The sequence below is a fragment of the Streptomyces sp. NPDC028314 genome (assembly GCF_055565795.1).
Genome location: NZ_JBVHTP010000009.1, coordinates 207,000 through 233,486, shown reverse-complemented (window position 1 = coordinate 233,486; position 26,487 = coordinate 207,000). Strand labels below are relative to the sequence as shown.

The following is a 26,487-nucleotide window of genomic DNA, read 5'->3' as shown; positions in this document are numbered from 1 at the left end:
CACGGACTATTTGGAGAAGGCGGAAGGGCCACATGAGTGCAGACGACGCAGGCGGTTCTACGGCGGACCCCAGGCTGGCGCGACTCGCTCAGCAGTCCAGGAACTTTGGATTCCTTCTGTCCGACCTCCCGCTGCTCGTCGCCTATGGGGCCGCCGCCGAGACTAACGTCTTCGACGATCCCAACACCTCGCTGATCAAGTCGCGACAGTTCGGAGAAGCTCTCGCAGAAGACCTGGTGAGCCGGGGCCGGGTCCGGGTCGAAGGAAGCACCCAGTTCGACCGGCTCAGGGCGCTGGACCGGGAGGGGTATCTCCACGGCGACGTCGGTAAGGCATTCCACGAGGTACGCGCACTCGGCAATGACGCCAACCACAAGGGCCACGACAGCGCCGAAGACGCTTTCCGTGCCTTGCGTACCTGTTTCCGTCTCGGTGTCTGGTACCACCGTCTGCTCACCGGTTCCCGCGAGCAGCTCACCTTCGTACCGCCGAGCCCGGACCGAACTCCCGCTGCTCGGAACGCCCGCCTTGCGGACGACGTTGCCGCTGCCCGCAAGGCCCTCGAGGAGGCCCGGCTCAGCTACCAGGGCCAGGCATCCCGTGCCCAGGTCGAACAGGCTGCGCGCACCGCTGCCGAGCGCGAGCTCGCCCAAGCCCAGCTCGAACGCGAGGAGTTGGCCCGCCAGGTCGCCGCGATGCAGGCCCAGCTGGCGGCTATGGAGACGACAGCCCATCAGGAGCGTGCTCACCGGCACCTTGCCGACGCCACCAGCGCGGCCGCTGCCTCCGCCGCGGTAGCAGAGCGCGCTCGGCTCCTCGACAACGCAGAGCAGGCATCCCGAGAGCCTCTCACCGAGGCCCAGGTCCGTTCCAGGCTCGACGAGATGTTGACGCAGGCCGGTTGGGACGTCCAGGACGCCGCATCGGGCCTCAACCTTCATGTCCCGGGCGACCGGCGGGGCAGCGGAGTCGCCGTGCGTGAGGTGACGACCGCACGCGGCCGCGCCGACTATGCCTTGTATGTGGAGGCCAAGCTCGTCGGCGTCATCGAAGCCAAGCGAGAGGGCGCAGACCTCTCGGCAGCAGAGACGCAGGCCAACGGGTATGCCGACCACCTCACCGATGCACAGCAGCGTCTCGTGGCCTGGCGCACCCCGCTGCCGTTCCGGTACGTGAGCGATGGCGGTGAGACTCGCTTCCGTTCCACCCTCGACCCCGACTCCCGCACCCGCCGCATCTTTTCCTTCCACCAGCCGCGCACCTTGGCACGGTGGATGCGCCAAGCCGACGAGGACCCACAGGCCCCCAGCTACCGGGCCAGGCTGCGGCTGCGGATGCCCGAACTCGACGAGCGCCCGCTGCGCCCGGCTCAGGTCACGGCCGTCCAGGGGGTGGAAAACTCCGTCGCTCTCGGCAGGGGGCAGCACGGTATGGGGCAGTCCCGCTCTCTCGTCCAGATGGCCACCGGTGCCGGCAAGACGTTCACGGCCGTCACGTTCTCCTATCGCATGCTCAAGTACGCCCGAGCCGAACGGGTGCTCTTCCTCGTCGACCGGAACAACCTGGGCGCACAGGCCTTCGCGGAATTCGAGAACTTCACCACCCCGGACACCCACCGAAAGTTCGCAGACCTCTTCAACGTGCAGCGGCTGGGTGCTGAAGGGATGCTCGCCTCCTCGAAGGTCGTCATTTCCACCGTCCAGCGCCTCTACATGGAGCTCACTGGCCACAGCCTTCCCGACTCTGCCCCTGAAGGCGAGGGCGATGAATCCGATCTGCCGTACGACGTGCCGGTAGACATTGAGGTCGGCTACAACGACACCATTCCTCCCGAAGCTTTTGACTTGATTGTCGTCGACGAGTGCCACCGTTCCATCTACGGAAAGTGGCGTTCGGTCCTGGAGTACTTCGACGCCCCGATTGTCGGCCTCACAGCCACTCCCGTCGCCCAAACCTTCGGCTACTTCAACGGCAACCTGGTCAGCGAGTACACCTACCGGGAGGCCGTCGCCGACGGAGTGAACGTCGACTTCTCCGTGTACGAGATCGAGACGCGGATAACAGGCGAGGGCGGGGTTATCGCCCAGGGCACGGTTCCGGTCCGCGACCGCCGCACCCGACGTCAGCGTTACGAGGACATCGCCGAGGACATCGCGTACGGAGCGAAGGAGGTGGGCGTCGGCATCATCAGCAAGGATCAGCTGCGGACGGTCATCCAGACTTTCAGAGACCGGCTCTTCACGGAGATCTTCCCGGAACGAGCCAAGCGCGCCCCGGACACTGGTGTGCTTCTGTGGGACGAGATGTACGTCCCCAAAACCCTGGTCTTCGCGAAGAACGACAACCACGCGGAAGAGATCGTCGAGGTCATCCGAGACGTATTCGGTAAGGGCAACGACTTCTGTACCAAGATCACGCATGCGGCCCGGAAGCCGGCCGAACGGCTCGCCGACTTCCGCAACCTTCCCCAGCTCCGTATCGCGGTCACCGTGGACATGATCGCCACGGGCACGGACGTCAAGCCCCTCGAATGCCTGATCTTCCTGCGGGACGTCAAGAGCTGGGCCTACTTCGAGCAGATGAAGGGCCGGGGCGCGCGCACGCTCTCTCTTACCGACTTCGAGCGGGTTACACCCGGGGTCGGTCCCAAGACCCGTTTCGTCATGGTCGACGCGGTTGGTGTCACACGAAAGCCAAAGGTCGACGCCGCGCCCCTGGAGCGCCACAGCGACAAGCAGATCAGCTTGGAGAAACTGCTCCGCAAGACCGCCGCGCACACGATCGAAGAGGAAGAGGTCTCCACGCTCGCTTCACGTCTCGCCAAACTCGATCTTCAGATGACGAGTGAGGAGCGCGCCGAGATCGAAAGAATCAGCGGTGGCGTACCGCTGAAGGACATCGTCCACGGCATGGTCAAAGCAGTCTCGACTGATGACCAGCTGGAGGCCCGCGAGGCCGCCGAGCGCGCCGGTCGCGACCCCGAACGGGCGGTCCGTGAACTCATCGAACGTGCTCTGAAGCCACTTGCCGCCGCACCGGCTCTGCGTACCAGGCTCCTGGAGATGCGCCGCGCCAAGGACATCCTGTACGACGAGAACAGCCGTGACGCGCTGGTCCGGGCGGGCGCGGCTGTCGATGACGAGGAGAGCGCGCACGACACCGTCCGCGGCTGGAAGCAGTACATCGATGACAACCGCGACGAGATCGTGGCCCTGACCGTCGCCTTCGGGGCCGACTCGGACATTCCGCCCGCCGCCGCTCTACGACGCCTCCAGGACGTGGCTCGCAGCGTTGCAAGGCCACCGCGCTCCTGGACCCCCGACACTCTCTGGAAGGCATATGAGAATGTCGGCGAGGCGCTGGCACGTACCCGGGCCAAGCGCACCGCCGCCGACCTCCTCGCCCTCCTGCGCTACGAACTCGCCGGCGGTGCGGGGCGCGGAGCCCCGGCTCCGCGCCCCCACGAAGAGGCAGTACGGGAGCGGTATACAGCCTGGCTTGCCCGCCAGGAACAGTCCGGCGTCAGCTTCACTACGCGCGAGCGCTGGTGGCTTGACCACATCGTCGGCGCGACCATCGAGCGTGTACGATTCGACACCGCCGACCTTGACTACGCCCCGTTCACCACACGCAATGGAACGGACGGATTCCTCGCCGAATTCGGCGCGAATCGGGCGGAAGAAATCATTGACGAACTGGACAAGGAGCTGGGCGCGTGACGAACTCGGGCGCGGGGGATTCAGTGGCGATCGCGCCGGGGGAGAAGCTGCCGGAGGGCTGGGTTCGGGCGCGAATCGGTGATCTGTGCGAAGTCAATCCGCGAGCGTTTGACGAGGAACCGGACGACAATGACCTGATCTCCCAGGTGCCGATGGCCTTTGTCGAGGCGGAATCGGGTCGAATGGATGCTTCGACGCAAGTGCGATTCGGTGACTTCAAGAAGAAATCGCTGACCAGGTTCCAGGAAAACGATGTTCTCTTCTCCAAGATCACGCCGTGCATGGAAAATGGGAAGATCGCCAAGGCGCAGGGCCTGGTTGGTGGTCGAGCGTTGGGAAGTACTGAGTTTCACGTGCTTCGCAGTATGGGGGGAGTTCTCCCTGAATATCTGATGCATTATCTTCTTCAGCGAAACGTGCGACGTGTAGCCGAACAGCACATGTCTGGCGCGGTGGGGCAGCGCCGAGTCCCTCGCCCTTACTTGGAGAGCCTTGAAATCCCGGTTCCACCTCTCCCAGAACAGCGTCGAATCGTCCTCAAGCTGGGTGAACAGCTGGCCCACATCGAGGCCGGTGAGATTGCCGTTGCTCAGGCGGTCGCCAAGGCGGATATTCTAGGAGCCTGTGTCGCTGATTTTCCGATCGATCAACTTAAATCTGTTTCGGCCGTTCCGCTATCGTCGATTCTGAGTGAGCCGCTTCGTAACGGTGTTTCAGCGAAAGCGACAGTAGACGGGTCGGGAATCAGAACGCTTACGCTCACCGCTGTCACGCGAGGTGAGTTCAGTGATGTCTACACAAAACTCACTACCGCAGATCCGGGGCGAGTTGCGAAGCTGTGGCTCGAAAAGGGTGACATTTTCGTACAGAGGTCAAATTCGGCTGAGCTGGTGGGTACCTCGGCCCTCTATCAAGGGTCGAGTAATTGGGCAATCTATCCAGACCTGCTGATTCGTGTACGCGTAGATCGAGCTCGGGCGCTTCCCGAATATGTTGCTCTAGTGCTTCGGACGAGTCGGGTGTGTCGATATTTTCGGCAGAACGCTCGAGGACTCTCGGGGTCAATGCCGAAGATTGATCAAGCGACGATCGAGAATGTGCGAATCCCATTGCCGTCGCTAGCTGAGCAACGCGGCATCGTAGAACAAGTTCGGCGACTTGAGGCAGAGCTGGCTCCTCTGGTGTCGACGGTGCGGTCCTCCCAGGAGGACAGCAGCGCCCTGCGTGGAGCGCTTCTCCATGCCGCCTACACCGGCAGCCTCGTCCCCCAGGACCCGACCGACGAGCCCGCCTCAGCCCTGCTCGACCGCATCCGCGCCCAGCGTCAGGCTGCCGACAAGCCCGTGCGCAAGCGCACCCCACGCAAGATCACCAGCAAGCCGGCCTCCTCGGGCCAGGAAGAACTTCCCCTGTGAGCACCGCCGTGAGTACCGACAAGCAGGCCGCTCAGACCCCGGCTGCCTCCGCCCCGGTCCCGACCTCCACCCTCGTCAACCGTCTCTGGTCGTACTGCGAGCTACTCCGCCACTCCGGCGTCTCGACGCTCGACTACGTCGAGCAGCTCACCTACCTGCTCTTCCTGAAGATGGCCGACGAACGCGCCAAGCGCCCAGCCAAGTTCCGCCGCAACACCCCCGAGGCACCCCTTGTTCCCGAAGGCCGCGACTGGACGAGCCTGACCACCCGGTCCGCCGAAGCTCTGCTCGACCACTATGAGTTCATCCTCAAGGACCTCGGCCAGCGGGGCGGCACCATGCTTGGGGAGGTCTTCACCAAGGCGTCGAACAAGATCCATGAGCCGGCCGTTCTGGAACGTCTGATCAAGGATCTGATCGATCCGCACACCTGGACCACCGAGAATCAGGATCTCAAGGGCGACGCCTACGAAGGCCTCCTCCAGCGTGGTGCGGAAGACCGTAAGACCGGTGCGGGTCAGTACTTCACCCCCCGCCCACTCATCGACGCCATGGTCGACTGCGTCCAACCGAAGATCGGCGAGACGATCACCGACCCGGCTTGCGGTACCGGCGGCTTCCTGATTGCCGCGCACGCCCACATCGCCACCCGCTACGAGGGCGAGCTGTACGGCGACGAGGGCCGCAAGCTCCAGACCGGTTCGATCACTGGTTACGAGCTGGTTCGCGAGACCGCCCGCCTCGCCCTGATGAACATGCTGCTGCACGGCATCGGAACCTCCGAGGCCAAGCCGCTGATCACCATTCAGGACTCGCTGGCGAAGCCGATCCACAAGCACTACGACATCGTGCTCGCCAACCCGCCGTTCGGCGTGGGCTCGGTGACCGGCGAGGCGTATACCGCCCGCACGGATTTCTGGGCGCCGACCACCAACAAGCAGCTCAACTTCGTCCAACACATCTACAACCTGCTGAAGACCAATGGGCGTGGCGCCCTTGTCCTGCCCGACAACGTCCTCTTTGAGGGGGGCGCGGGCACCACGATCCGCCGCAACCTCCTCGATCTGTGCAACGTGCACACCCTGTTGAGGCTCCCCACCGGCATCTTCTATGCCAATGGAGTCAAGGCAAACGTCCTGTTCTTCGACAAGACGGGTCAGCGCTCCGGAGGTCGCCCCGGCACCCGCCAACTGTGGGTCTACGACTTCCGGACCGATCAGCGCTTCACGCTCAAGCAGCGCCAGTTGCGCCGCGAGCATCTTGACGACTTCGTCTCGGCTTACCACTCCGGCGGTTCCGACTATTCGGCGCGAAAGCCCAGTGAACGCTTCCGTGCGTTCGCTTACGATGAGTTGATCGCTCGCGACAAGGTCAACCTGGATCTGACAGTCCTTCAGTCCGCCTCGTCCTCCGACACGGTCTTCGCGTCCCCCGACGTGATCGCCCAGGAGATCGTGGACGAACTGGAGACGGCCCTGGCCCAGTTCACCGCAGTGGCCCGCGCGCTCAAGACGGGTGTGCAGACCGCGGACGACAGCACCACCGAAGGCGAAGAAGCGCACGAGCGGTAAGCCGGCGTCACCCCGAGCGGGTCGACGGAGCCGTAAGGCCCAGGCCCGCTCGGCAGCACGACGGAAGGCAGGGCGAAGCATGGCGGTCGGGCGGGGCATGGGTCGGGGTGGGGTGGCGGAACCCCAGGAACGCAACTGGACGAGCAGTCGGATCGCAGAGCGCTTGTGGAAGTTCTATCGGGAAGAGACCAGCTTCAAGGCCCTGACCCGTCTCGAGTTCGTCGAGCACATCGCCTACTTGCTCTTCCTCAAGCTCGATCACGAGCACACCCAACGCCCCGGGCGGTTCGCCAAACCGCCCATCGCCCCGGCCGGCACTTGGCCTAGGCTCACCGACCTCAATGGCGAGGACCTGCATGCCTTCCTCGCAGACCTCATGAATGGGCTTGGCACCCCTAACCCCACTGATCCGCGCAGGGCCACTGCGAGTGTCCTCTTCCACGATGCCCAGCCCTGGAACATAGACCGGATGTCCGAGCTCAGGCGGCTCGTCGTCGAGGAATTCGCCCCGTACCAGTGGACCGCAGTGCCGCAGAGCGCCCTCGGTGAGGCTTTCTCATCCATGCTCGCCGACTGTCGCGAGGACTTCCTCACCAAGCGGCAGACCGGTCAGATCCTCACCCCGCCGCCACTCCTTGCCGTCGTCGCGAAGGCCCTTGCCGTCACCGGGGAAGACCGGGTCATCGACGCGGCCGGCGGCCTCGGTAGCACGTTGATTGCCGCGCACCGGGAGATGGCCGCCTCCAGTACCTATGTCGACTCGACCGCTATCGCGGCGGCCGACATCGACGCACAGATGTGTCGGTTCGCCACTATGAACATCCTGCTCAACACAGGACGAGTCCTCTCGGATATGCCGCCTGTTCTGCGCGCCGACTCCCTCAAGGCGAAGGACGTTCCCGTCCACCGTTACCACCGGGACGTGGACGCGACCGTCGCCATCTGCAACCCCCCGTTCAAGAGCGGCGACGTCGTCCCCGACACCGACCAACGCGACGACTTCTGGGCGCAGAAGGCCGACCTGCCAACCAATTTCCTTCAGCACCTTGCGATCACGTTGCCGAAGGGCGCCCGGGCTGCCGTGTTCGTCCCTGACGGGGTTCTCTTCGGAAGCGGTGCTGCCGCTGTTGTCCGCGAAGCGCTCCTCAAGAACTGTGATGTCCACACTCTGCTGCGGCTCCCCACGGGCATCTTCCACGGCACCAACTCCAAGTCGAACATCCTCTTCTTCACCAAGTCCGTCCCCCGGCTGACCGATGAGCCTGTCACCCGAGAGCTGTGGGTGTACGACGCCCGGACCGACAACCACTACACGGACACGGGGAGGCCCCTCACCGAGGCCGATTTCGCGGACTTCCTCGCCGCCTACGGGCCTGGCGATCTCAACCACCAGGGGCGCACTCCGTCGCCGCGATTTCGTTCGTATTCGGTGAGTGAACTGCTCCAAAGGCCAGGTGTCAGCCTCGACTTGAAGGCCAACATCGCTGCAACCCTTGAAGACTTCGGTTCCCCAGGAGAGATCGCCCTGTCCATCGCCGAACACCTTGACGAGGCAGGCAAGCGTTTCCGCACGGTGGCGGCGAACCTCGGGTAAGGCCGGTCGAAGCTCCGGCGGGGGAACTGCACCCGTCGCACCGCTGTGGGTGGTTCTCTGCCCGTATCGGCCGCAACAACCGCAACACGACGGCGCCCCGCCGTCGTCCGGAAGATCGAGGATTCCGCGCACATGCCCGCACCGCACCGCACTTCTCGTCCGTCCACTCAGGATGTGCCCACCCAGGTCCGTCAGGTCGCCCGGGCCCTGGACGAGACCTATGCCGACCTCATCGATGTCAGCGACTTTGCCAATCACTCCGAGGACAGCAGGGTCAGCAACTTTCGGAGTAGGGCGCTGGCCGCGCACGCCGTACGGATCGTCACCGGATGGAGCCCGGGTGACGCCGCGCTCACCGTCATCGACGGCGGAGCGGACCAGGGCATCGACGCGATTGCAGTGGACCACGACCGCAAACACGTCTACCTGGTGCAGAGCAAATGGTCCAACAAGGGGAACGCCACGGCGAAACTCCCGGTGATCCACGGCCTCTTCGCCGGCCTGCGGCTGATCGACAGTGAGCAGTTCGCTCAGTTCAATCCGCGCGGGCGGCTCCTCGCGGAGCAGGCGAAGCGGCTGATGGTGAGTGGGACTGTCCCGGTTACTCAAGTCATCGTGCTCATGGGGACCGATCAGCTGGCGGCCGAACTGAACCAGGCTCTGGTCAACGGCGAACGGGAGTTCAACCACCACGGTGACCGGCTGGACCACAAGGTGATCCTTGCGCGCGAGATCTATGCCCTGGTGCGCGACGACATAACAGACGAGCCGATCGACTTGGAAGCGGATCTCAGCCCTTGGTTCAAGCTACCCAACCTGTACGAGTCCTATCAGGGTGTCGTGTCAGCGGATCAGGTCGCTTCCTGGGCGCAGGCAGGCAACGGTCTCTTCGCGCGTAACATCCGTAACCCGCTCGGCCTGACCTCGATCAACAACGAACTCGTCACCACGCTCGTCGAAGAGCCCAATCACTTCTGGTACTTCAACAACGGGATCACAGTGCTCTGCGATTCCCTGGAGGCGACGCACCGGCAGATCGGGGTACCGGAGAGGTATCCGCTCAACCTGAAGATCCGTGGCGCGAGCGTCGTCAACGGTGCCCAGACGGTGCGCTCGATCGCAGATGCCGTCGCCAAGGGCGGCAACGACGCGTATGCGGCGGACGTCGGGATCAGGGTCATCGTCACCGGTGGGGCGACGGAGTTCGCGAAGCAGGCCACCCGCGCCACCAATCGCCAGAACAGCGTAGAGGCACGAGACTTCATCTCTCTCGACCCGGTACAGGCAGCGCTCATCGAGGAGATGGAAGCGGAGTTCGGGCTTGTTTACGGGGTGCGGCGTGGCGAGCTGGAACCGATGCAGGACGCCGGCTGCTCCGTTGTGGAAGCGGCGTGCGCCCTTGCCTGTGCACATCCGGGAAGCCAGTACGTAGCCCGCATCGCATCGAACCTGGATGTTCTCTGGGAGCGGGGCGGGCAAGGCGTGTATGACGCACTCTTCCGCCCGCAGCCGAGCGTCTTCCTACTGTGGAACGCGGTCAGGGTACTGCGTGCCGTACGCGCGGGGCTGGCCGAGCTCCGCAAGAACTACTCAAGTCGGGCTGCCGCCGCCGTCGAGCACGGGACGTACCTTGTCGCCCACTTGGTGTTCCGGCAGCTCCGTGACGCGGACGAAGCCAATGGGACCATCGAGGAACCCGATCCCGCGCTTGCTTGGGCGGAGAAGGCGATCCGGCAGGTACCCGAGCTGCTTGCTCGTACGGTTCCGGCTCTGGTCATGGCCATGGATGCGATCGGCGAACGTTCCCGCATCCAGTATTTGTGCGCGGATGCCGGGTCGGTGCGCGCACTGGTGACGGACGTACTCGACACCCTTGGCTCGGGGGTGACGGGCAGCAGCGAGCTTCCGGAGAAGTACCGCAATCGTCCGACCAAGGAGCGCAAGCGCCGTCGGCCCAATGCTGTACACGTCATCGTTGGTCAGGGTGCTTTGAAGGACGGAGCACCGATGTTCCTGCACACATACATCGAGCCCGAACGCAGGGCCCTCGAACCCTGGCTCGCCGCGAATGAACTGCGCGCGCGAGCCACGTGGGTCAACCACCACACCAAACCGCTTCTGTGGGCCGCCGACGGCAACCGCTACTCGCCCTCCGGCCTCATCGCCCGAATGTGGGAACTCGCTGAATGGGAGGAGCGTCCCGTCTCCAACCAGGGCACGGCCCGTTGGGCGACTGAGGATGGAGACACCCTCGTTGACCTGGCTCGGCGACTCCTCGAAGACATAGAGGGTGAAGGATTGGGCGAGCAGGAGACAAGCTGATCGTAAGTTGGCCTTGGCGCGGTTCCGCCGTGGTCACCGGTCTGCTTCTTCGGGCCGCCTTGTGGAGTCGGTGTGCGTCGCCGTTTTTTGTGGTGGCGCCGCCGATGGCGAAGCCGATGTGGTGGCCCATACGCTGGAATCGGTGGCAACGGGGCCGGACCGGATCCGGACGCGGCGTTACAGGCGGTACGCGAAGCGGAGTGCGCCGCCTTCCTCGCGGTAGAGTCCGCGGCCGCGCTCGCTGAAGGGGTTCGGCAGCATGCGCAGCTGCCGGAGCTCCGGATCCAGCACCGAGGTGACCACCAGGATCCTCCAGCGGTCACTGCCGCCGTACCGCTGCGCCGCCCGGACCTCGGTCTCTCCGAGCTCGATCTGGCCGCCCGGCCCCTTGGTGGCCTTGACCTCGTACAGCTGCGGGTTCCTGCCGGAGCCGACCTTGAAGTCGTAGCCGAGGCCGTCGTCTCCGGACGGCCCGGGGAAGACGTGGGCCCGGTTGCCCGAGACCCAGCTCGTCTCGTCGGTCGCCCGGTCCTGCTCGCGTAGCCATTGGTACGCGTACCACTCGCCCACGAAGCCGATCGCCGAGCGCTGGGCCGACGACAGCCCGCGCTCCCCGTCGACGCGCCCGCCCGGCGCTCCGCCCGAGGGGCCGGCCGCCCTCCGGGGCGGGATCGGCTTCAGTGCGGCGAAGCGCCTGCGGGCGCCGACGCCCGGCGGTGGGCCGGATTCCAGGGCGCGGCGCAGCTCCGAGGCCAGCTCGGTGAAGTCGCCGGACTCGATGTCGAAGTCCCGTTCACCAATGGAGATGATCCGCCTGCGCTTGGCCCGTTCGGTGCGGGCCACCTCCGTGTCGTTCCGTACGAGTTCCAGGTCGGCGGAAGTGAGCTCGTGCGCCTCGGGCGCCGAGGAGGCGGCCATGCCCGCCGGCCACTGCCCCAGGGCCGCGAGCCAGCCGACGACATCGTCGGCCGACAGGTCCCGGAAGTCGAGCGCGCCCGCCTCGTCCAGCAGGGAGGTGATCTCCTGCGCGGGGTCCGCATGCGCCAGCGCGGTGGGCAGCGGGCGTTTCGCGGCCTTGACCAGGGCGACCAGGTCGGGTGCCGTCCGGGCTATGTGGGCGCGGTTGCGGCTGCGCAACAGGTCCCTGGCGGGGAGGCGTTCGCCCCTGGCCGGGGCGGGCGCCCCCAGGCGGGCGGTGAGCGCCTGTTCGACGAGGGCCCGCAGCAGGCCGTCGTCGGCGGTGTCGACGGTGAGCGCCCATTCCTGCGGGGCCGTGACCCATTTCAGCGAGCAGGTGGCGGGCCAGTCGGCGATCGGCCTCCGGGCGTCGAACCGGGCCAGATGGGCCCAGCGGAGCCGGTCGACGAGAGCGCCGCGACCGAGATCCACGTGCCGGCGTACGGCCTCGTCGTGGGCCTCGGCGTGGCTGGTCGGGCGGTACCGGGGCGTGAGGCCGGCCAGGGTGCGGTTGAGGTCCGCGAAGTCGACTTCGGCCACGGCCCGGAGGCCGTCGATGTCCCGGGCGTCGCGCGCCGCCGCGATGAGCTTCCCGGCGGGCAGCGGTAGGGCTGCCTCGTACGGTTCGAGGCGTGCCCGGAACTCCCGCGCGTCGGCCGGAGCCGGGTCCGTGAGCTCCCTCGCCCGGTCGGCGCCGAGAGCGTGTACGAGGAAGGGGTGGCAGCGCTCCAGTACGCCCGCGAGGGAGCCGTCGAGGCGGTGGGCGGTGCCCGTGACCTGGTGGACGGACAGGCCGAGCGCCTCCGCGAGCTGCCGCTCGGTCGGTTCCCCGAGCGGGGCGTGCTCGCGCTCCAGTTCGCGGGCGGCGAGCTTGAGCGGGCCGGCGAACTCCGGACGGTCCACGACCTGGCTGACCGCGTAGGCGAGCCGGGCCGCGAAGTCCCAGGAGGGTGGCACGTCCGGGGTGAGGACCAGCGGGTGGCGGGGGCCGGGGAGGGGCAGCACGCCGTCCTGCCGGTCCGGGAGTTCCACGGCCACACCGTCGAGGGTGATCTCCAGCGAGGCGTAGCGGTGGATGCGGATGCGGCGGACGGCGGCGACGAAATCGGTGAGCTCGGCATCGGTCGGACGTCCGCCCCGGGTCGGGTGGTCGGCCAGGACGCCCACCGCGAGCGGAAGCCAGGGCAGCTCGTCGACGAGCGGCGATCCGAGGCCCTCGGTGGTGCCGGAGGGGCCGGAGGGGCCGCAGGGGCCGTCGACCTCGACCGACAGGTCGGCGTCGTCGACATGCCGGATCGCGTCCGGGCAGCGCCGGCGCAGGATGCGGGCCGTTTCCGCCGCCGCATCCGGCACCACGAGCAGCGGGAGCTTGAGCTCCCTGGCCAGGCGGGCCTTGAGATTGTCCCGGTCTCCCGTGACGTACAGCCGCACGGAGCCGTCGAGGAGCCCGGCGAAGTCCACCGCGACCAGCCGTTTCCCCCGCTCGGCGAGCAGGGCCGAGCCGACGAGCGGTTCGAGCAGGGCTGCCTGTGCGGCACCGGCCTGCGCAGCACCGGCCCGTGCGGCCGCGGCCTGCGCGGCACCGGCCCGTGTGACCCCGGATCGGGCTGCGGCCCCGGCCTGCGCCGCCAGGCTCTGCCAGGCGTGCTCGCTCGCGCGCTGCAGGGCGGGCCGGTCCCCGTCGTCCACGGCATCCGACTTCACCAGCTCGCCCAGCGCGGCGAGGAGCCGGGCGCTGTCCCTGGGGTCGCCCCAGGTCGGCAACCCGGCATCGCGCAGCCGCCGCAGGGCGCGGTCGTCCTCCAGCAGCGGGCGCAGCTGCCGCAGGACGGCCGGGGCGAAGGACGGCTCTTCCTCCAGGGTCGCGGGGGCGTGCCACGCTTCGTCCGGCCGCACGAAGCGGACGGTGCCGCCACGGCCGCGCACCGGGAGCCAGGGCCGGCCGCGGACGAAGGCGGCCAGCGGGGTCGGGACGTGCTGCAGATCCTGATTGCCGGTCCGGTCCCGGTTCCAGACGCTGGCGAAGGCGGTGTCGCTCCACCGGGCCAGGCCGTGCAGGACCAGTCGCGCGTAGGCGATCCGGCCCGCCTCGCCCATCCGCCCGGCGATGTCCTGGCCCGGCAGCCGGAACGCGGAGGTCCCGACGTACGGGGTGTAGGGATGGGCGACACCGCTCCACGCGCGGTCGATGTAGGGCTGCCACTGGTCGGCGACCGCGCCGGACACCTTGGCCATGCGGATGATGTTGCCCGTGGTCAGTTCGCCGCCCTCGGCTTCCGTCTCCGCACCGGGCGATGACATGGGGAGCAGCCCGTCGGTGACGCCGAGGTCGGTCAGGAACTCCCGCCACTCGTCCAGCGTTTCGCCCCGCCTCAGGAACTCCTGCGGCCCCGCCACGAGCCGCTGCGCCATGAGGCGGAGATCGGCCGAGGACTCCTGCCCCGCGGCCACGACGGAGGCGAGTTCGTCCCCGTGGGTGCCGGTCCATCCGGCCCCGAAGGCGGCGCCGGCCGCCTTGACGGGAGGGCCCTCGGCGGAGGGAACGTACAGCCCCAGCGGGCGCAGGTGCAGGGACTGTGCGGACTGCCGCGACCGGTAGAGGCGGAACACGAAGCGCAGTGCCTGCTCGCGCAGCCGCGCCGAAGTGCTCTCGGTGAGGGCGCGGCGGACGTGGTCGAGAAGACCGGCGGCGTCGAAACGCCGGACGAGCCGGAAGCGTTCGAGGAACAGGCGGGCTTCCTGGCGCCGTACGTGCCCTTCCTCCTCCACCCAGTTCAGCCCGGGATGCAGATAGAACAGGCGCTTCTTCAAGGCATCGGGCACGGCCAGGCCTTCGCCGCCCGTCGCCTCGCCGCGCGCCGGCTGGAAGAACGCCTCCCGCCGGGCCGCCGTGCGCCGCGAACCGTCCTTCCTGTCCGCGGCAGGGCCGCCGTTGGCGCGGCGGAGCTCCCCGTCGTCCGCCAGCAGCAGCTTCCTGCCTTGCAGTACCCCGCCGTCGCCCTTGAAGAGCAGGGCGAGATCGGCGTAGACGCCGTTCCAGTCGTCGACGGGAGCGCCGGGAGCGGGCAGCGGAAGGGTGCTGACGATCAGTTCGGCGTGGTCCGCGCGCTGCTGCGCGGAGGGCTCCAACGGGCACTTGAGCGCCTCGCACGTCCTCGCGAGGCGCTGCAGCGGCTTGGTTCCGACAGCCGGATCGGCCACGGCGATGCCCGCCGCCTCGGCCGCCTCGGCCGTGAGCACCGACAGTTCGTGCTCGGGCCAGAGCACGGAGTTCCGGGGCGTGCCCCAGGTACCGTGCGGGGTTTTCCGGTCCAGCAGGGGGACGACGGGAACGTCCGCGAACTCCTCGCCGTGGACCCGGCGTGCCGCTTCGAGCAGCAGATTGTGGGAGCGCGGCTCGTTCTCCCAGGTCACCAGCGTGACCGCCAGCCCGCGGTCGGCCGGCCGGCCCTGATCCCGCAGCCGGGCGGCTGCCGCCAGGCAGGTCTCGGCGGCCGCCGCGAAGAGCATGGCGTTCAGCGGGTGCTCCCGGTCGAGGGCCGTACGGTCCACCTTCGTGAAGAACGGGGCGTTGAGATGCCCGCGCAGCGGCGCGGCGGCGTCCTCGCCCAGCGGGAGGAAGGTGTAGATCCGGCCCCCGCGCAACGAGTCGGCGCCGTCGAGGGGCAACGCCACCTCGACCACGGCCGGTTCCTTCCAGTCCCCCCACGAATCGTCCAGCTGTCCGAGCCCGGTCGCGGCGTCGATCGTGCCGCGCAGCCGCTCCACGGGGATCCGGCCCCGGGCCACGAGGAAGGCGCCCAGGGAGCCGAGTACGACACGGGCGAGGGAGACGGCGGGGACGGGCCCCGCCGCACCGGCCTGCCCGGCGTGTCCTGGGGGCCGGACCTCGGCGGGCCCCAAGGGGGTTTCCCGGCGGGTGAGTTCCGTGCGGCGGGGGCTCTCGCCGCCCCGCCGCTCGATGACCAGCCGGTCGAGCCGGTCCAGGAACAGCATCACCGGGGCCTTCGTCGTGCCGAGCTCCTCGAGGCGGCGGACGGCCGCGCGGCGGGAGGCCTCGTTGCGCAGCGGGATCCGGATGACCGTCACGTGCCCGTCGGCGGCCAGTTCCTTGCAGGCCGGGGGCACGTCCGCGAGGGGGAAGGGGACCTGGAAGGGCGGTAGTTCCTCCTCCGCCCTGCGGACGAGGTCCTCGTCCCCGAGCAGCACCCGCAGGTCGTCCCGGACCGCGAACCGGAAGCAGTACCCGTCCAGCACGGCCGGGCCCTCTCCGGCCGCGCCGGCGCTGTAGATCTCCGGGGCATCCGTGATCTCCAGGATGCTGCGGAAGCCGACTCCCTTGTTCCCGATGCCCTCGCCGACGGTCTTCTCGCTCCGGGCGAGCTTGCACACGGCCTCGATCCTGGCCCAGGTGAAGGGCGTTCCGCCGTTGCCCACGTAGAGCGTCCCGTGCGTCCCCTCGTCCTCGTCGAGCAGGACGTGGACGCGTCCGTCGTTCCGGCCTCGGGGATGGGCGTCGTGGCCGTTCTGCAGCAGCTCCAGGAGGAAGCGGCCGGCGTAGTCCCGCGCGTTGCCGTGCGAGGCCGCGCGCAGCTGCTGGGCCGGTTGCCAGACCTTGGTGGACTGCCACTCCCCGAGCACGGCCTGGGCGTAGTCCCACAGCTCGGACGACCACGTCCCGCTCGGGCCGTTCTCGTGCGCCGTACCGGCCATGTTCCCCCGCTTCCATGACGATCTCAGGCAGACCGTAGCGCGCGGGCCTCGACGGCGCAGGGCTGTCCGAAGGACGGGAGGACGACGGGGCCACAGCCCGGGAAGGCCGTGGCCCCGTGATCCGTCATCTCGTGCGGGAGGGAAGTGCTAGAACTTCGTGCTGCACTCCATGGGGTATTCGTTGCCCACGAACCTCACGCAGATGCGGTAGTAGTAGCCGGCGCCGCCCAGCATGTTCGACCAGTCGCTGCCGTTGTGCGGGATCTCGACGCTGAGCGAGCGGATGAGCTTGCCCGCGGAGTCGTACTTCTCGATGTAACCGTACGAGTTGTAGATCGAGTTGCTCGAATTGTCGGTGACCCGGACCCAGGCCGCGCTGCAACCGTTGGACCAGCGCAGCTCAGCCTTGCGGCCGTTGTTGTCCACGGTGCGCTGGGTGTTGACGCCCTCCAGCTCACAGCCGGTGCCCTTGGGGCCCTTGTTGTCACAGCTGGTGCCGCTGCACGACGCGGCGTAGGAGGTCCCGGCGAGCGGGACGAGGCCCAGGGTCAGGACGGCCGCCGAGATCGCGGCACCACGGGCTACTGCCTTCTTCATTCTTGCTCCTCATCAGGTGTCAGGGGTCAGGCGGACTGCTGGGCAGCAAGCCGGAAGCCGGACCGCAGGCCACGCGGTGATGCGGGCACGGAAGAGCGCAGGCGCGCGTGACGACGGCACGGTGCGGCGTGCCGGTACATCCCCCCGTGACCACAACGCCCTCGGGGCATGGGTCGGCGCGCGCACCGGCATCCGGCCGGAATGGCTACGCGTGGAGATCAACTTAGTTGCCCGGCCAAACGCACGACACCTCAAAGATCTACGGAGGAGCGAACGTTGGCTCGAAGAAATCGGTTGCCTGGAGCGACGAGAAATGCGTCTTCCCCACAACGGTCCGATCGCGGTGAAGCGAGAGGAGGCATTCCGAATCTACATAAGCGGAATGGCTTGTTCTCCACCTGAATTGGAGCGCGTTCCGAGCCGGTGAACCCGATTCCGTTGCCGCCCCTGCCGCCCCTGCCGCCTTCCGCCGTCTCCCGCCGCCATGGGGCGGCGTTCACCGCTGGCCGAGATGCGCAGCAACGAGGTGGCGGGAGGGAGATCCCCCTATCATTCGTTGATCAACATCGTTTCGGGGGAGCGAGCAGTGAGTACGTACACCCGCGGGCCTGCGGCAGGACCGGGAGGCGACCGCCGGCACGGCTGCGTGACCTTCCTGCTGCTGCCCTTCGAGCTGGCCGCCCGGATCTACCGGCCCGCGCGGCCCGACCGGATCGTCGACGAGGCCATCGAGCGGGCGCAGATCGCCCGCACCGCCATCGGCGTGGTGGCCACCTGCTGGCTCCTCTTCGCCTACCCGCTGCGCGAGACGGCCGGTTCCGTCGTCAACGACAAGCTCGGTGAAGTCCTCGTGAGCGCGGGCATGTTGCTCGTGCTCGGGCCGATCGCGCTGGCCGCGTTCGTGATGAGCGCCAGGCCGCCGGGCCCCGCCTTCTACCGGCAGCGGCTGCGCGGCCCGCTGACCGCGCTGGGCGCGCTCTTCGGCACCGCGCTGGGGCTGTGGGTCACCGTGATGCACGGCGCGGGCGGGATGAACGGGCTGGGCTTCCTCGCCGGACTCCTGGGCCTGTTCCTGCTGCCGTTCGGCCTGGCCTCGGCGGTGCTCTGCGTGCACCACGCCTTCCGCACCGCGGACGTCCACGAGGTGCTGCCGCCGCTGGTCTCGCCGGTGGTGGTGTGGGTGATGTTCTTCTTCCAGCTCTTCGACGACGTCCCGGTGGACGCCCCGTTGGCGGTGCGGATCCTGTTCCTGGTGGGTCCGCCGCTGTCGGTGACCGCCCTGTCGGCGTGGGAACTGCGCCGGCTGCGGGCGCGGTACGGGATCACCCTGCGGCTGGCGCTCGGCCGCTAGGTACCCGGATCCTTCGCCGAAGTGGCCCGGGCCGGCCGGGGCTTCGGCGAAGGGGCCGCGAGCGCGCTCGCGCTAGGCCAGGGTGTGGACGAGGGTGAACACCGCACCCTCGGGGTCCGCGACCGTGGCCAGCCGGCCGCTGGGCCGGTCTCGGGGCGGCTGGACGATCCGCCCGCCGAGGTCGGCGACCCGGGTCGCGGCCGCGTCGGTGTCGTCGACCTCGAAGTACGTCATCCAGTGCGGGCCGCGGTCGTGCGGCAGCGACCGGCCGACTCCGTGCACCGCCGCGACCGGCCGGCCCTGAAGGTTCAGGGTCAGGTAGTCGAAGTCCGTCGAGACGTCCGGGTGTTGCCGTGCCTCGTGGCCGAAGACGTGCTCGTAGAACTTGCCCACGGTGGTGGCGTCCTGGGTGACCAGCTCGTTCCAGACCGGGGTGCCGGGGACGCCGTGCAGCCGGGTGCCGAGGTGGGCGCCGGCCTGCCAGACCCCGAAGATCGCGCCCAGCGGGTCGGAGCAGATCGCCATCCGGCCCGCGCTGCCCGCGTCCAGCGGCCCCACCGCGACCGTGCCGCCGCAGGAACGGATCGCCTCGGCCGTGGCGTCGGCGTCGTCGGTGGCGAGATAGGTGGTCCAGGCGACCGGCAGGTGCCGGTCCGGGGGCATCTCCCCGATGCCGGCCACCTCTTGGCCGTCGAGGACCGCCCGGACGTACGGGCCCAGTTGCTCCGGGCCCGGCTCGTACTCCCAGCCGAAGAGGTCCGCGTAGAACTCCTCGGTGGTTCCGAGGCTGTGCACCATCAGGCTCACCCAGCACGGGGTGCCGGGCACGGGCCTGGTCGCTTCCGCTGCCTCGGTCATGTCAGCCGTCTCCTCCGTCGTATCCCTGTCGCCCCGCCCCAGGGTGATGGTTCCACTCCGCGAGGCCCGGCGCGCCTCGACCGCGCCGCGTTTCCCGGTGGCGGAGCAGAGATGACCGAATCACTGCGGCCCGTCGCGGCGCGTTGATGTCCGGCTTGTTACACAGGGTGCCCGGGTGGGGAGGAAGATGTGCCCCATGAATGCGATTCTCTCGGCTTCCGAACTGATGAGCGAGCTGGCCGGAACCGCGCCGCCGGTGCTCCTGGACGTCCGCTGGCAGCTGGGCGGCCCCGACCAGCGGCCCGCGTACGAGGCCGGGCACCTGCCGGGTGCGGTGTACGTGGACCTGGACCGCGAACTGGCAGGTCCGGTCAGCGCGACGGGTCTTGGCGGGCGCCACCCGCTGCCGGAACCGGAGGCGTTCGGCGCGGTGATGCGGCGGGCCGGGGTCTCGGCCGGCGTCCCGGTGGTCGTGTACGACGGCGGCCAGGGGTGGGCCGCGGCCCGAGCCTGGTGGCTGTTGCGCTGGACGGGTCACGCGCAGGTGCGGGTCCTGGACGGGGGCCTGGCCGCCTGGACGGCGGCCGGTGGCGAGGTCACGGCCGACGCACCCACCCCGACCGAGGGCGATTTCAAGCCAAACCCGGGCGCGCTGCGAGTGCTCGACGCGGACGGAGCGGCGGCACTGGCCCGTTCGGGTGTACTGCTGGACGCGCGGGCGGGGGAGCGGTACCGGGGCGAGGTCGAGCCGATCGACCGGGTCGGCGGGCACGTGCCGGGCGCGGTGTCGGCCCCGACCTCGCAGAACGTGGACGCGGACGGGCGTTTCCTGCCCGCGCCGGAGCTGCGCTCGCGGTTCGGAGCGCTGGGCGCAGCCGGGGACGTCCCGGTGGGGGTGTACTGCGGGTCGGGGGTCTCGGGCGCGCACGAGGTGCTGGCCCTGGAGGTGGCGGGCATCCCGTCGGCGCTGTACGCGGGCAGCTGGTCGGACTGGTCCTCCGACCCCGACCGGCCGGTGGCGGTGGGGCCGCAGCCGCAGTAGGGCCGCCGGCTCGGCGCGGGTGAGCGCCCCGGCGGTAGCCGCCGGGGCGCTCACCCGCGCCGCGGGCTACTCCTGCTTCTTGCGCCGGGTCCCGAAGACGATCTCGTCCCAGCTGGGCACCGCCGCGCGGCGGCCCGGGCGGACCCCGTCGGCCTCGGCCTGGCGGTCCGTGGTGCCGGTCAGGCGGTCGCGGTGGCCGGCCACCGTACGCGGCATCAGGACATCGGCGTACGCCGTACCGGCTCCCGCCGAGGCGGCGGGCGGCTCCTCCGCCTCCGCCTCCTCCGCGGGGAGGTCGGTGCGTTCCGGGACCACCATGTCGCCGCGGAAGCTTGGCACGGCCTCCAGCAGGCTGGTCAGCGTGTCCCGCTCCTCCTCCGGCTCCGGCGGCGGGGCGGGACGTTCCAGCTGGCGGTCGAGGGCGCGGTCCAGCGGCCGGTCGCGCGGCAGGCGCGCGATCCTCGGCACGAAGGGGAAGCTCGGCTCCGGCGTCGCGGGCAGGTCGTCCGACTCGCCGATGAGGGAGCGGGCCTCGTCGTCCACGGCCACGACCAGCCGGCGGGGCGGGTCGTACGTCCAGCTGGCCGAGTGCGGTTCGCCCGCGACCCGGTAGACCAGCAGGACCTCCCAGGTGCCGTCGTCGCGGCGCCAGGAGTCCCACTGCACGGACTCCTTGTCGGCCCCGCGCAGCGTCAGCCGCTCCTGCACGGCCTCGCCGAGCTGGGGTCCGGTGTTCTCGCCGGGTCGGCGCACGGGAGTCTTGCGCGCCCGCTCCGCCATGAACGCGCGCTCGGCGAGCACCGGGCCCTCGAAGCGGCGTACGCGGTCGACCGGGATGCCGGCGAGTTGAGCGACCTCCTCCGCGGAGGCACCGGCCCGTATGCGGGCCTGGATGTCGCGGGGGCGGAGGTGGCTCTCCACCTCGATCTCGATCTGGTTCAGGCGCGCACGGTCGTTGCGTACGGCAGCCCGTAGACGCTCATCGATCGGAAGCGTGTACTCCGTGCTGTCCGCAGCCTTGAGCACCAGTCGTGTGCCGTCATTTGAGACGGCCACGACACGCAGTTCGGGCATGGGGACCTCCCGGGTGGTGCCTGCCGACGTCACGTGCGTCGCTGCTTCCGCTAGTCGAGTGTGGCCTGCCCGGGTGCAGCCTGCCACAACCTTGCCGAGTTAAACCGGCGTGTCGGGCATGCGCCCTTGATCGCCGTTATGGCACGGTTACCTGTTGGGCACGCACAGTGACCGAACGATTACTGTGCGCAGCAGGAACCCGTGCAACACCGCGGCATCGCCGGTCTCGAGTGCCGTTTCTCCATCGTCCGGCCCCCTCTCCCGAGTCCGGACATCCGTAAGGAAGGACGGCCCCAGGGCTCGCCACAGTACTCCATTCGGGCCACCCAGGTGGACCGCCGCGCCGCCGAACTTGTCTCCGACGGCGGGAGTTGGGCTGCCCTGAATCCCCTCCGTATCCGCGCGGACCTGCGTCCCGGACCGTTTTCGGGTGTCCTGCTTCACAGAATCACCAGAAATGGAACTATCTGTTTCGCTCAGGGGTCAGTAACTCCAGGAAGAGGAGAAGCGCGAGAGGCGGGACACGCAGGGGATGTCGATGGGTCAGAAGACGCCGCGAGGCACGCAGGACGACGAACCGGAGAAGAAGAAGCTCGATCTGAGCGTGGCGCAGATCGCGGGCTCCTCCCTCGCCACCGTCGCGGCGGCCCTGCTCGCCTCGAAGATGGGGGTCTACGGCACCATCCTCGGCGCGGGCGTGGTGAGCGTGGTCGCCACCGCGGGCGGACCCGTGATCCAGCACTTCTTCCGGCGTACGGGCGACCAGCTGCGCGAGACCTCCCGCCCGAGGGCCCGTCAGGTGCCGGTGGTGCACGAGGACCAGGCGGCCGACGGCACGCTGTCGCCCGGCGCCGCCCCGCCGTCCGAGGACTTCGGCGAGGCCACCGTGCACGGCACCCGCGTGCGCGGCTGGAAGCGGACGGCGGTCGCCTCGGGCGCGGCGTTCGCCGTAGCCGTCGGCGGTCTCGGCGCCTACGAGGCGGTCGCGGGCACCTCGGTCAGCTCGGGCGGCGACACCATCCTCTCCGGCGGCACCCGCAAGGCCGCCGACCACCGGCCGGCCCCGCCCGAGGACGGGCCCGGCACCGGAGACAAGGGCGAGCAGGGCGGGAAGGGCGGCGAGAGTCCCGGGACCGGCACCTCCCCGGACCCCGCGGGCTCCCGCGGCGGCCGGAGCCCGAGCCCCGGGACGACCCCCTCCGGTTCGGGGGAGCCGACCCCCGGCCCGACCCCGCCGAAGCCCGACCCGAAGCCCGACCCGAAGCCCACGCCCACCCCGAGCCGCTCGGCGGCCGGCGGGACGGGCTCCGGCGGCACGCCCGGTCCGGGCTCCGACAGCACCGGCGCCGGCACCGGCGCCGGAACGGCCGCGCCGGGAGCCTCCTGACCCGGGGTCAGTCGCCCAGCACGCGCCGCAGGTAGTCGTTGCCGAACACCCGGTCCGGGTCCAGCCGGTCGCGGAGCGCGGTGAACTCGCCGAAACGCGGGTACACCTTCGCGAAGTACTCCGCGTCGCGCGTGTGCACCTTGCCCCAGTGCGGCCGCCCGCCGTGCGCGGTGAAGATGCGCTCCGCCGCGGTGAAGTAGGCCTGGTAGGGCGTGCCCTTGTACATGTGGACCGCGATGTAGGCCGTCTCGCGCCCCGAGGCCGTCGACAGGGTGATGTCGTCGGCCGGGGCCGTGCGGACCTCCACCGGGAAGCTGATCCGCAGCCCGGAACGTTCCACCATCGCCTTGAGCTCCCGCAGCGCCTCGACGACGTGCTCGCGGGCGAGCGCGTACTCCATCTCCACGAACCGCACCCGGCGCGGACTGGTGAACACCTTGTACGGGATGTCGGTGTACGTGCGCGCCGACAGCGCGCGGCTGGCGATCCGGGCGATGCCCGGGATGGCGGCCGGGACGGCGCGGCCCAGTGAGTTGACGGCCTGGAAGAGCCCGTTGGACAGCAGTTCGTCCTCCACCCAGCCGCTCACCGCTCCGGGCGGGGCGGCCGGGCCCTGGCTGCGGTTGTTCCGCTTGGTGTTGCAGTTGCCGGTGTGCGGGAACCAGTAGAACTCGAAGTGCTCGTTCTCCGCGAAGTGCTCCTCGAACTCGGCCGTGACCCGGTCGAAGGGCATCGGCTCCTCGCGGGCCGTCAGGAAGAACAGCGGCTCCACGGCCAGGGTGAGGGCGGTGACGACGCCGAGCGCCCCGATGCCGAGGCGGGCCGCGGCGAAGACCGCGCGTTCCTCTTCGTTTCCGTTTGCGGAGCAGTTCAGGAGCCGGCCGTCGGCCGTGACCAGCTCCAGGCCGCGGATCTGCGCGGAGAGGGAGGCCGAGTCGCGGCCGGTGCCGTGGGTGCCGGTGCTGGTGGCTCCGGAGACCGTCTGCTCCATGATGTCGCCCATGTTCGTGAGCGACAGGCCCTCCTTCGCGAGGGCCTGGTTGAGGTCCTTGAGGACCGTGCCGGCCGAGACCGTGACGGTTCCGGCCGCCCGGTCGATCGCCCGGATCCCGGCCAGGGCCTGCGGCCGTATCAGCACCCCGTCGGTGGCGGCGGCCGCGGTGAAGGAGTGGCCGGTGCCCACCGCCTTCACCTTCAGGCCCTCCTCGGCGGCCCGGCGGACCGCCTCCTGAAGCTCCCCGACCGAGGCCGGGGTGACCACGCGGGCGGGCGCGGACGAGACGTTGCCCGCCCAGTTATGCCACGTGGCCCGTGTCCTCGAACCGCTCTGACCTGCTGTCGCCGTCCCCATCGGTAGCTGGCTCCTCCCCTTGCGCCGGCTTCGTCAGCCGGCGGTATCCCGCGAACGCCACCGCTGCCGCGGCCGCTCCCGCCGAGATGGAGACGACGTACCCGCTCTTGGCGCCGGCCGTGTCGATGACCAAGCCGGTCACCGAGGAACCGGCCGCGACACCGACCGCGAGGCCGGTGCTGATCCAGGTCATGCCCTCGGTCAGCTTCGAGCGTGGTACGTGCGCCTCGATCAGGGCCATCGTGGTGATCATCGTGGGAGCGATGGCGAGGCCCGAGACGAAGAGCGCCACGGCCAGAAACGGAAGGTTCCCGGCCAGTAGGAGGGGGATCATACTCACGGCCATCGCACAGATGCCCAGTACCCACCTGCGTTCGGCCGTTCCCTTGAGGTGCAGCAGCCCGAAGACGATGCCGGCCAGACAGGAACCGAGCGCCCAGACGGCCAGGATCACGCTCGCGAGGGGCTTGTGGCCCTGTTCGTCGGCGAAGGCCAGGGTCGCCACGTCGATCGACCCGAAGATCGCGCCCGTCGCCACGAACGTGGCCATCAGGACCTGGAGGCCGGGGGAGCGGAGCGCCGAAGTCCGGTCCGTGTGCTCGCTGTGGGGGTGCGGCTCCGGCTCGGTCGAGCGCAGCGCCGTCAGCCACCACACGCCCACCAGCAGGCAGAGCGCCGCGATCAGCGGGCCGGCCTCCGGGAACCAGGTGGTGGACAGCGAGATCGCGATGATGGGGCCGAAGATGAAGCACACCTCGTCGATCACGGACTCGAACGAGTACGCGGTGTGCAGGCTCGGGGTGTCCCGGTAGATCGCCGTCCAGCGGGCCCGGATCATCGATCCGACGCTCGGTACGCAGCCGGCGAGGGCGGAGAAGAGGAACAGGGTCCAGTCGGGCCAGCCGTTCGCCGCGGCCAGCAGCAGTCCGGCCACCGCCGCGACCGCGAAGAGCGTCGCGGGCCGCAGCACACGGCGCTGCCCGTAGCGGTCGACCAGCTTGGAGACCTGGGGACCGACCGCGGCGGCGGACAGCGCGAGGGTTCCGGTGAGGGCGCTGGCCAGCCCGTACCGGCCGGTGATCTCGGAGATCATCGTGAGGATGCCGACGCCCACCATGGACAGCGGCATCCGGCCTATGAGGCCGGCCGCGCTGAACGCCTTGGTTCCGGGAGCGGCGAATATCGCGCGGTAGGGACTGGGCAAGGTGCCCTCCGTAAGGGACGTCATCGGCCCATACAGGTTACGACCGCCGGCAAGGCACCCGCATGGGGAGAACACAGGAAACTTAGGGTGACCTTACCTGTGACGCGCGGTGGCGTCGGGACCGGGCCGGTTCTCCCCGGCGGATGCCGAGTGGCAGGATTCGACGCATGTCTGACCAGCTTCGCGCCTCTGCCACGCCCGCGGCCGAAGGCCTCGCCGCCCCCTACGACGCCCTCCTGCTGCTGTCCTTCGGCGGCCCCGAGGGCCCCGACGACGTCGTGCCGTTCCTGGAGAACGTCACGCGGGGGCGGGGGATCCCGCGCGAGCGGCTCAAGGAGGTCGGGCAGCACTACTTCGGCTTCGGCGGGGTCAGCCCGATCAACGGGCAGAACCGCGAGCTGCTGGACGCACTGCGCAAGGACTTCGCGGAGCACGGACTGGACCTGCCCGTGTACTGGGGCAACAGGAACTGGGCCCCGTACCTGACCGACGTGATGCGCGAGATGGCCGCCGACGGGCGCCGCCGGATCGCCGTGCTGGCGACCAGCGCCTACGCCTCGTACTCGGGCTGCCGGCAGTACCGCGAGAACCTCGCCGACGCGCTCGGCCGGCTGGCCGGGGAGGGCGTGGCCGAGCTGCCCAGGGTGGACAAGCTGCGGCACTACTTCAACCACCCCGGCTTCGTGCGGCCCATGATCGACGGGGTCCTCGCCTCGCTCGCCGCCCTGCCGGAGGAGGTGCGGGCGGGCGCGCACCTGGCGTTCACCACGCACTCGATCCCGGAAGCGGCCGCCGACACCTCCGGGCCGGCCGAGGAGCACGGCGAGGGCGGCGCGTACGTCAAGCAGCACCTGGACGTCGCCGGGGTGATCGCGGACGCGGTGCGGGCCGAGACGGGCACCGAGCTGCCCTGGGAGCTGGTCTACCAGTCGCGCAGCGGCGCCCCGCACATCCCGTGGCTGGAGCCGGACATCTGCGACCACCTGGAGGCCCTGCACGCGGCGGGCGCCCCGGCGGTGGTGATGGTGCCGATCGGGTTCGTCTCGGACCACATGGAGGTCCTGTACGACCTCGACACGGAGGCCACGGCCAAGGCCGCCGAGCTCGGCCTGCCCATCGCCCGCTCGGCGACGGTCGGCGCCGATCCGCGGTTCGCCGCGGCGGTACGTGACCTCGTGCTGGAGCGGGCCGCCACCGAGCGCGGGGAGCCGGCCGAGCGGTGCGCGCTGGGGCTGCTCGGGCCGAGCCACGACCTGTGCGCGGTGGGCTGCTGCCCGGCGCGGGCGCCGCGGCCGGCCGCCGCGGGCGCGGACAGCCCGTACGCCTGAGGGC

At 69.4% G+C, this 26,487-nt stretch carries 15 protein-coding genes; 9 read left to right on the top strand and 6 right to left on the bottom strand.

The genetic code is table 11. The features are described from left to right. The first annotated feature begins 32 nt into the window (after positions 1-32). The 5 genes from ACZ4TG_RS21915 (at position 33) to ACZ4TG_RS21895 (ending at position 10,621) form a co-directional block, all read left to right on the top strand. Positions 33-3,719: a DEAD/DEAH box helicase family protein gene (locus tag ACZ4TG_RS21915; RefSeq protein ID WP_468165259.1), complete on the top strand. Its 3,687-nt coding sequence runs from the start codon at positions 33-35 to the stop codon at positions 3,717-3,719. Further along, positions 3,716-5,134, top strand: coding sequence for a restriction endonuclease subunit S (locus ACZ4TG_RS21910; protein ID WP_468165257.1), 1,419 nt, complete (start codon positions 3,716-3,718; stop codon positions 5,132-5,134). The genes ACZ4TG_RS21915 and ACZ4TG_RS21910 overlap by 4 nt, the downstream gene beginning before the upstream one ends. Then, positions 5,131-6,705, top strand: coding sequence for a class I SAM-dependent DNA methyltransferase (locus ACZ4TG_RS21905; RefSeq protein ID WP_468165255.1), 1,575 nt, complete (start codon positions 5,131-5,133; stop codon positions 6,703-6,705). Before ACZ4TG_RS21910 ends, ACZ4TG_RS21905 begins: the two co-directional genes overlap by 4 nt. 163 nt (positions 6,706-6,868) lie before the next feature. Beyond that, the gene (locus ACZ4TG_RS21900; protein ID WP_468165253.1) at positions 6,869-8,299 is read left to right on the top strand and encodes an HsdM family class I SAM-dependent methyltransferase; all 1,431 of its coding nucleotides are present in this window, start codon (positions 6,869-6,871) and stop codon (positions 8,297-8,299) included. A 132-nt stretch (positions 8,300-8,431) separates the two neighbouring features. Further along, entirely contained in the window at positions 8,432-10,621 is a 2,190-nt protein-coding gene (locus ACZ4TG_RS21895; protein ID WP_468165251.1) for an AIPR family protein, read from the top strand. A gap of 177 nt (positions 10,622-10,798) precedes the next feature. On the opposite strand, the gene ACZ4TG_RS21890 is transcribed toward ACZ4TG_RS21895, so the two are convergent. Both ACZ4TG_RS21890 and ACZ4TG_RS21885 read right to left on the bottom strand, forming a co-directional pair. Beyond that, positions 10,799-16,291, bottom strand: a complete 5,493-nt coding sequence (locus ACZ4TG_RS21890) for a sacsin N-terminal ATP-binding-like domain-containing protein (protein ID WP_468165248.1) — start codon at positions 16,289-16,291, stop codon at positions 10,799-10,801. Between the two features lie 147 nt (positions 16,292-16,438). Next, positions 16,439-16,888 carry a DUF2690 domain-containing protein gene (locus ACZ4TG_RS21885; RefSeq protein WP_468165246.1) on the bottom strand — a complete coding sequence of 150 codons (450 nt, stop codon included), beginning with the start codon at positions 16,886-16,888 and terminating at the stop codon, positions 16,439-16,441. A gap of 586 nt (positions 16,889-17,474) precedes the next feature. On the opposite strand from ACZ4TG_RS21885, the gene ACZ4TG_RS21880 reads away from it, so the two are divergent. Continuing rightward, positions 17,475-18,239, top strand: coding sequence for a hypothetical protein (locus ACZ4TG_RS21880; RefSeq protein ID WP_468165244.1), 765 nt, complete (start codon positions 17,475-17,477; stop codon positions 18,237-18,239). 72 nt (positions 18,240-18,311) lie between these two features. Here the strand turns inward: ACZ4TG_RS21880 and ACZ4TG_RS21875 are convergent, their stop codons facing one another. After that, the gene (locus ACZ4TG_RS21875) at positions 18,312-19,097 is read right to left on the bottom strand and encodes a VOC family protein (protein ID WP_468165242.1); all 786 of its coding nucleotides are present in this window, start codon (positions 19,095-19,097) and stop codon (positions 18,312-18,314) included. A 196-nt stretch (positions 19,098-19,293) separates the two neighbouring features. Between ACZ4TG_RS21875 and ACZ4TG_RS21870 the strand changes: the two genes are divergently transcribed. Then, positions 19,294-20,139, top strand: a complete 846-nt coding sequence (locus ACZ4TG_RS21870; RefSeq protein WP_468165240.1) for a sulfurtransferase — start codon at positions 19,294-19,296, stop codon at positions 20,137-20,139. 66 nt (positions 20,140-20,205) lie between these two features. Here the strand turns inward: ACZ4TG_RS21870 and sepH are convergent, their stop codons facing one another. After that, a complete protein-coding gene (gene sepH, locus ACZ4TG_RS21865; protein WP_468165238.1) occupies positions 20,206-21,213 on the bottom strand; it encodes a septation protein SepH in 1,008 nt (335 codons plus the stop codon). Between the two features lie 538 nt (positions 21,214-21,751). Here sepH and ACZ4TG_RS21860 point away from each other — a divergent pair. Next, positions 21,752-22,600 (top strand): hypothetical protein, encoded by an 849-nt coding sequence (locus tag ACZ4TG_RS21860; RefSeq protein WP_468165236.1) that lies wholly within the window; start codon positions 21,752-21,754, stop codon positions 22,598-22,600. 7 nt (positions 22,601-22,607) lie between these two features. Here the strand turns inward: ACZ4TG_RS21860 and ACZ4TG_RS21855 are convergent, their stop codons facing one another. Both ACZ4TG_RS21855 and ACZ4TG_RS21850 read right to left on the bottom strand, forming a co-directional pair. After that, positions 22,608-23,951, bottom strand: a complete 1,344-nt coding sequence (locus ACZ4TG_RS21855) for a D-arabinono-1,4-lactone oxidase (protein ID WP_468165234.1) — start codon at positions 23,949-23,951, stop codon at positions 22,608-22,610. Continuing rightward, positions 23,896-25,155, bottom strand: a complete 1,260-nt coding sequence (locus tag ACZ4TG_RS21850; protein ID WP_468165232.1) for an MFS transporter — start codon at positions 25,153-25,155, stop codon at positions 23,896-23,898. The genes ACZ4TG_RS21855 and ACZ4TG_RS21850 overlap by 56 nt, the downstream gene beginning before the upstream one ends. Positions 25,156-25,322: 167 nt before the next feature. Here ACZ4TG_RS21850 and ACZ4TG_RS21845 point away from each other — a divergent pair, with 167 nt between their 5' ends. Continuing rightward, a complete protein-coding gene (locus ACZ4TG_RS21845) occupies positions 25,323-26,483 on the top strand; it encodes a ferrochelatase (RefSeq protein ID WP_468165230.1) in 1,161 nt (386 codons plus the stop codon). Positions 26,484-26,487 lie beyond the last annotated feature (4 nt).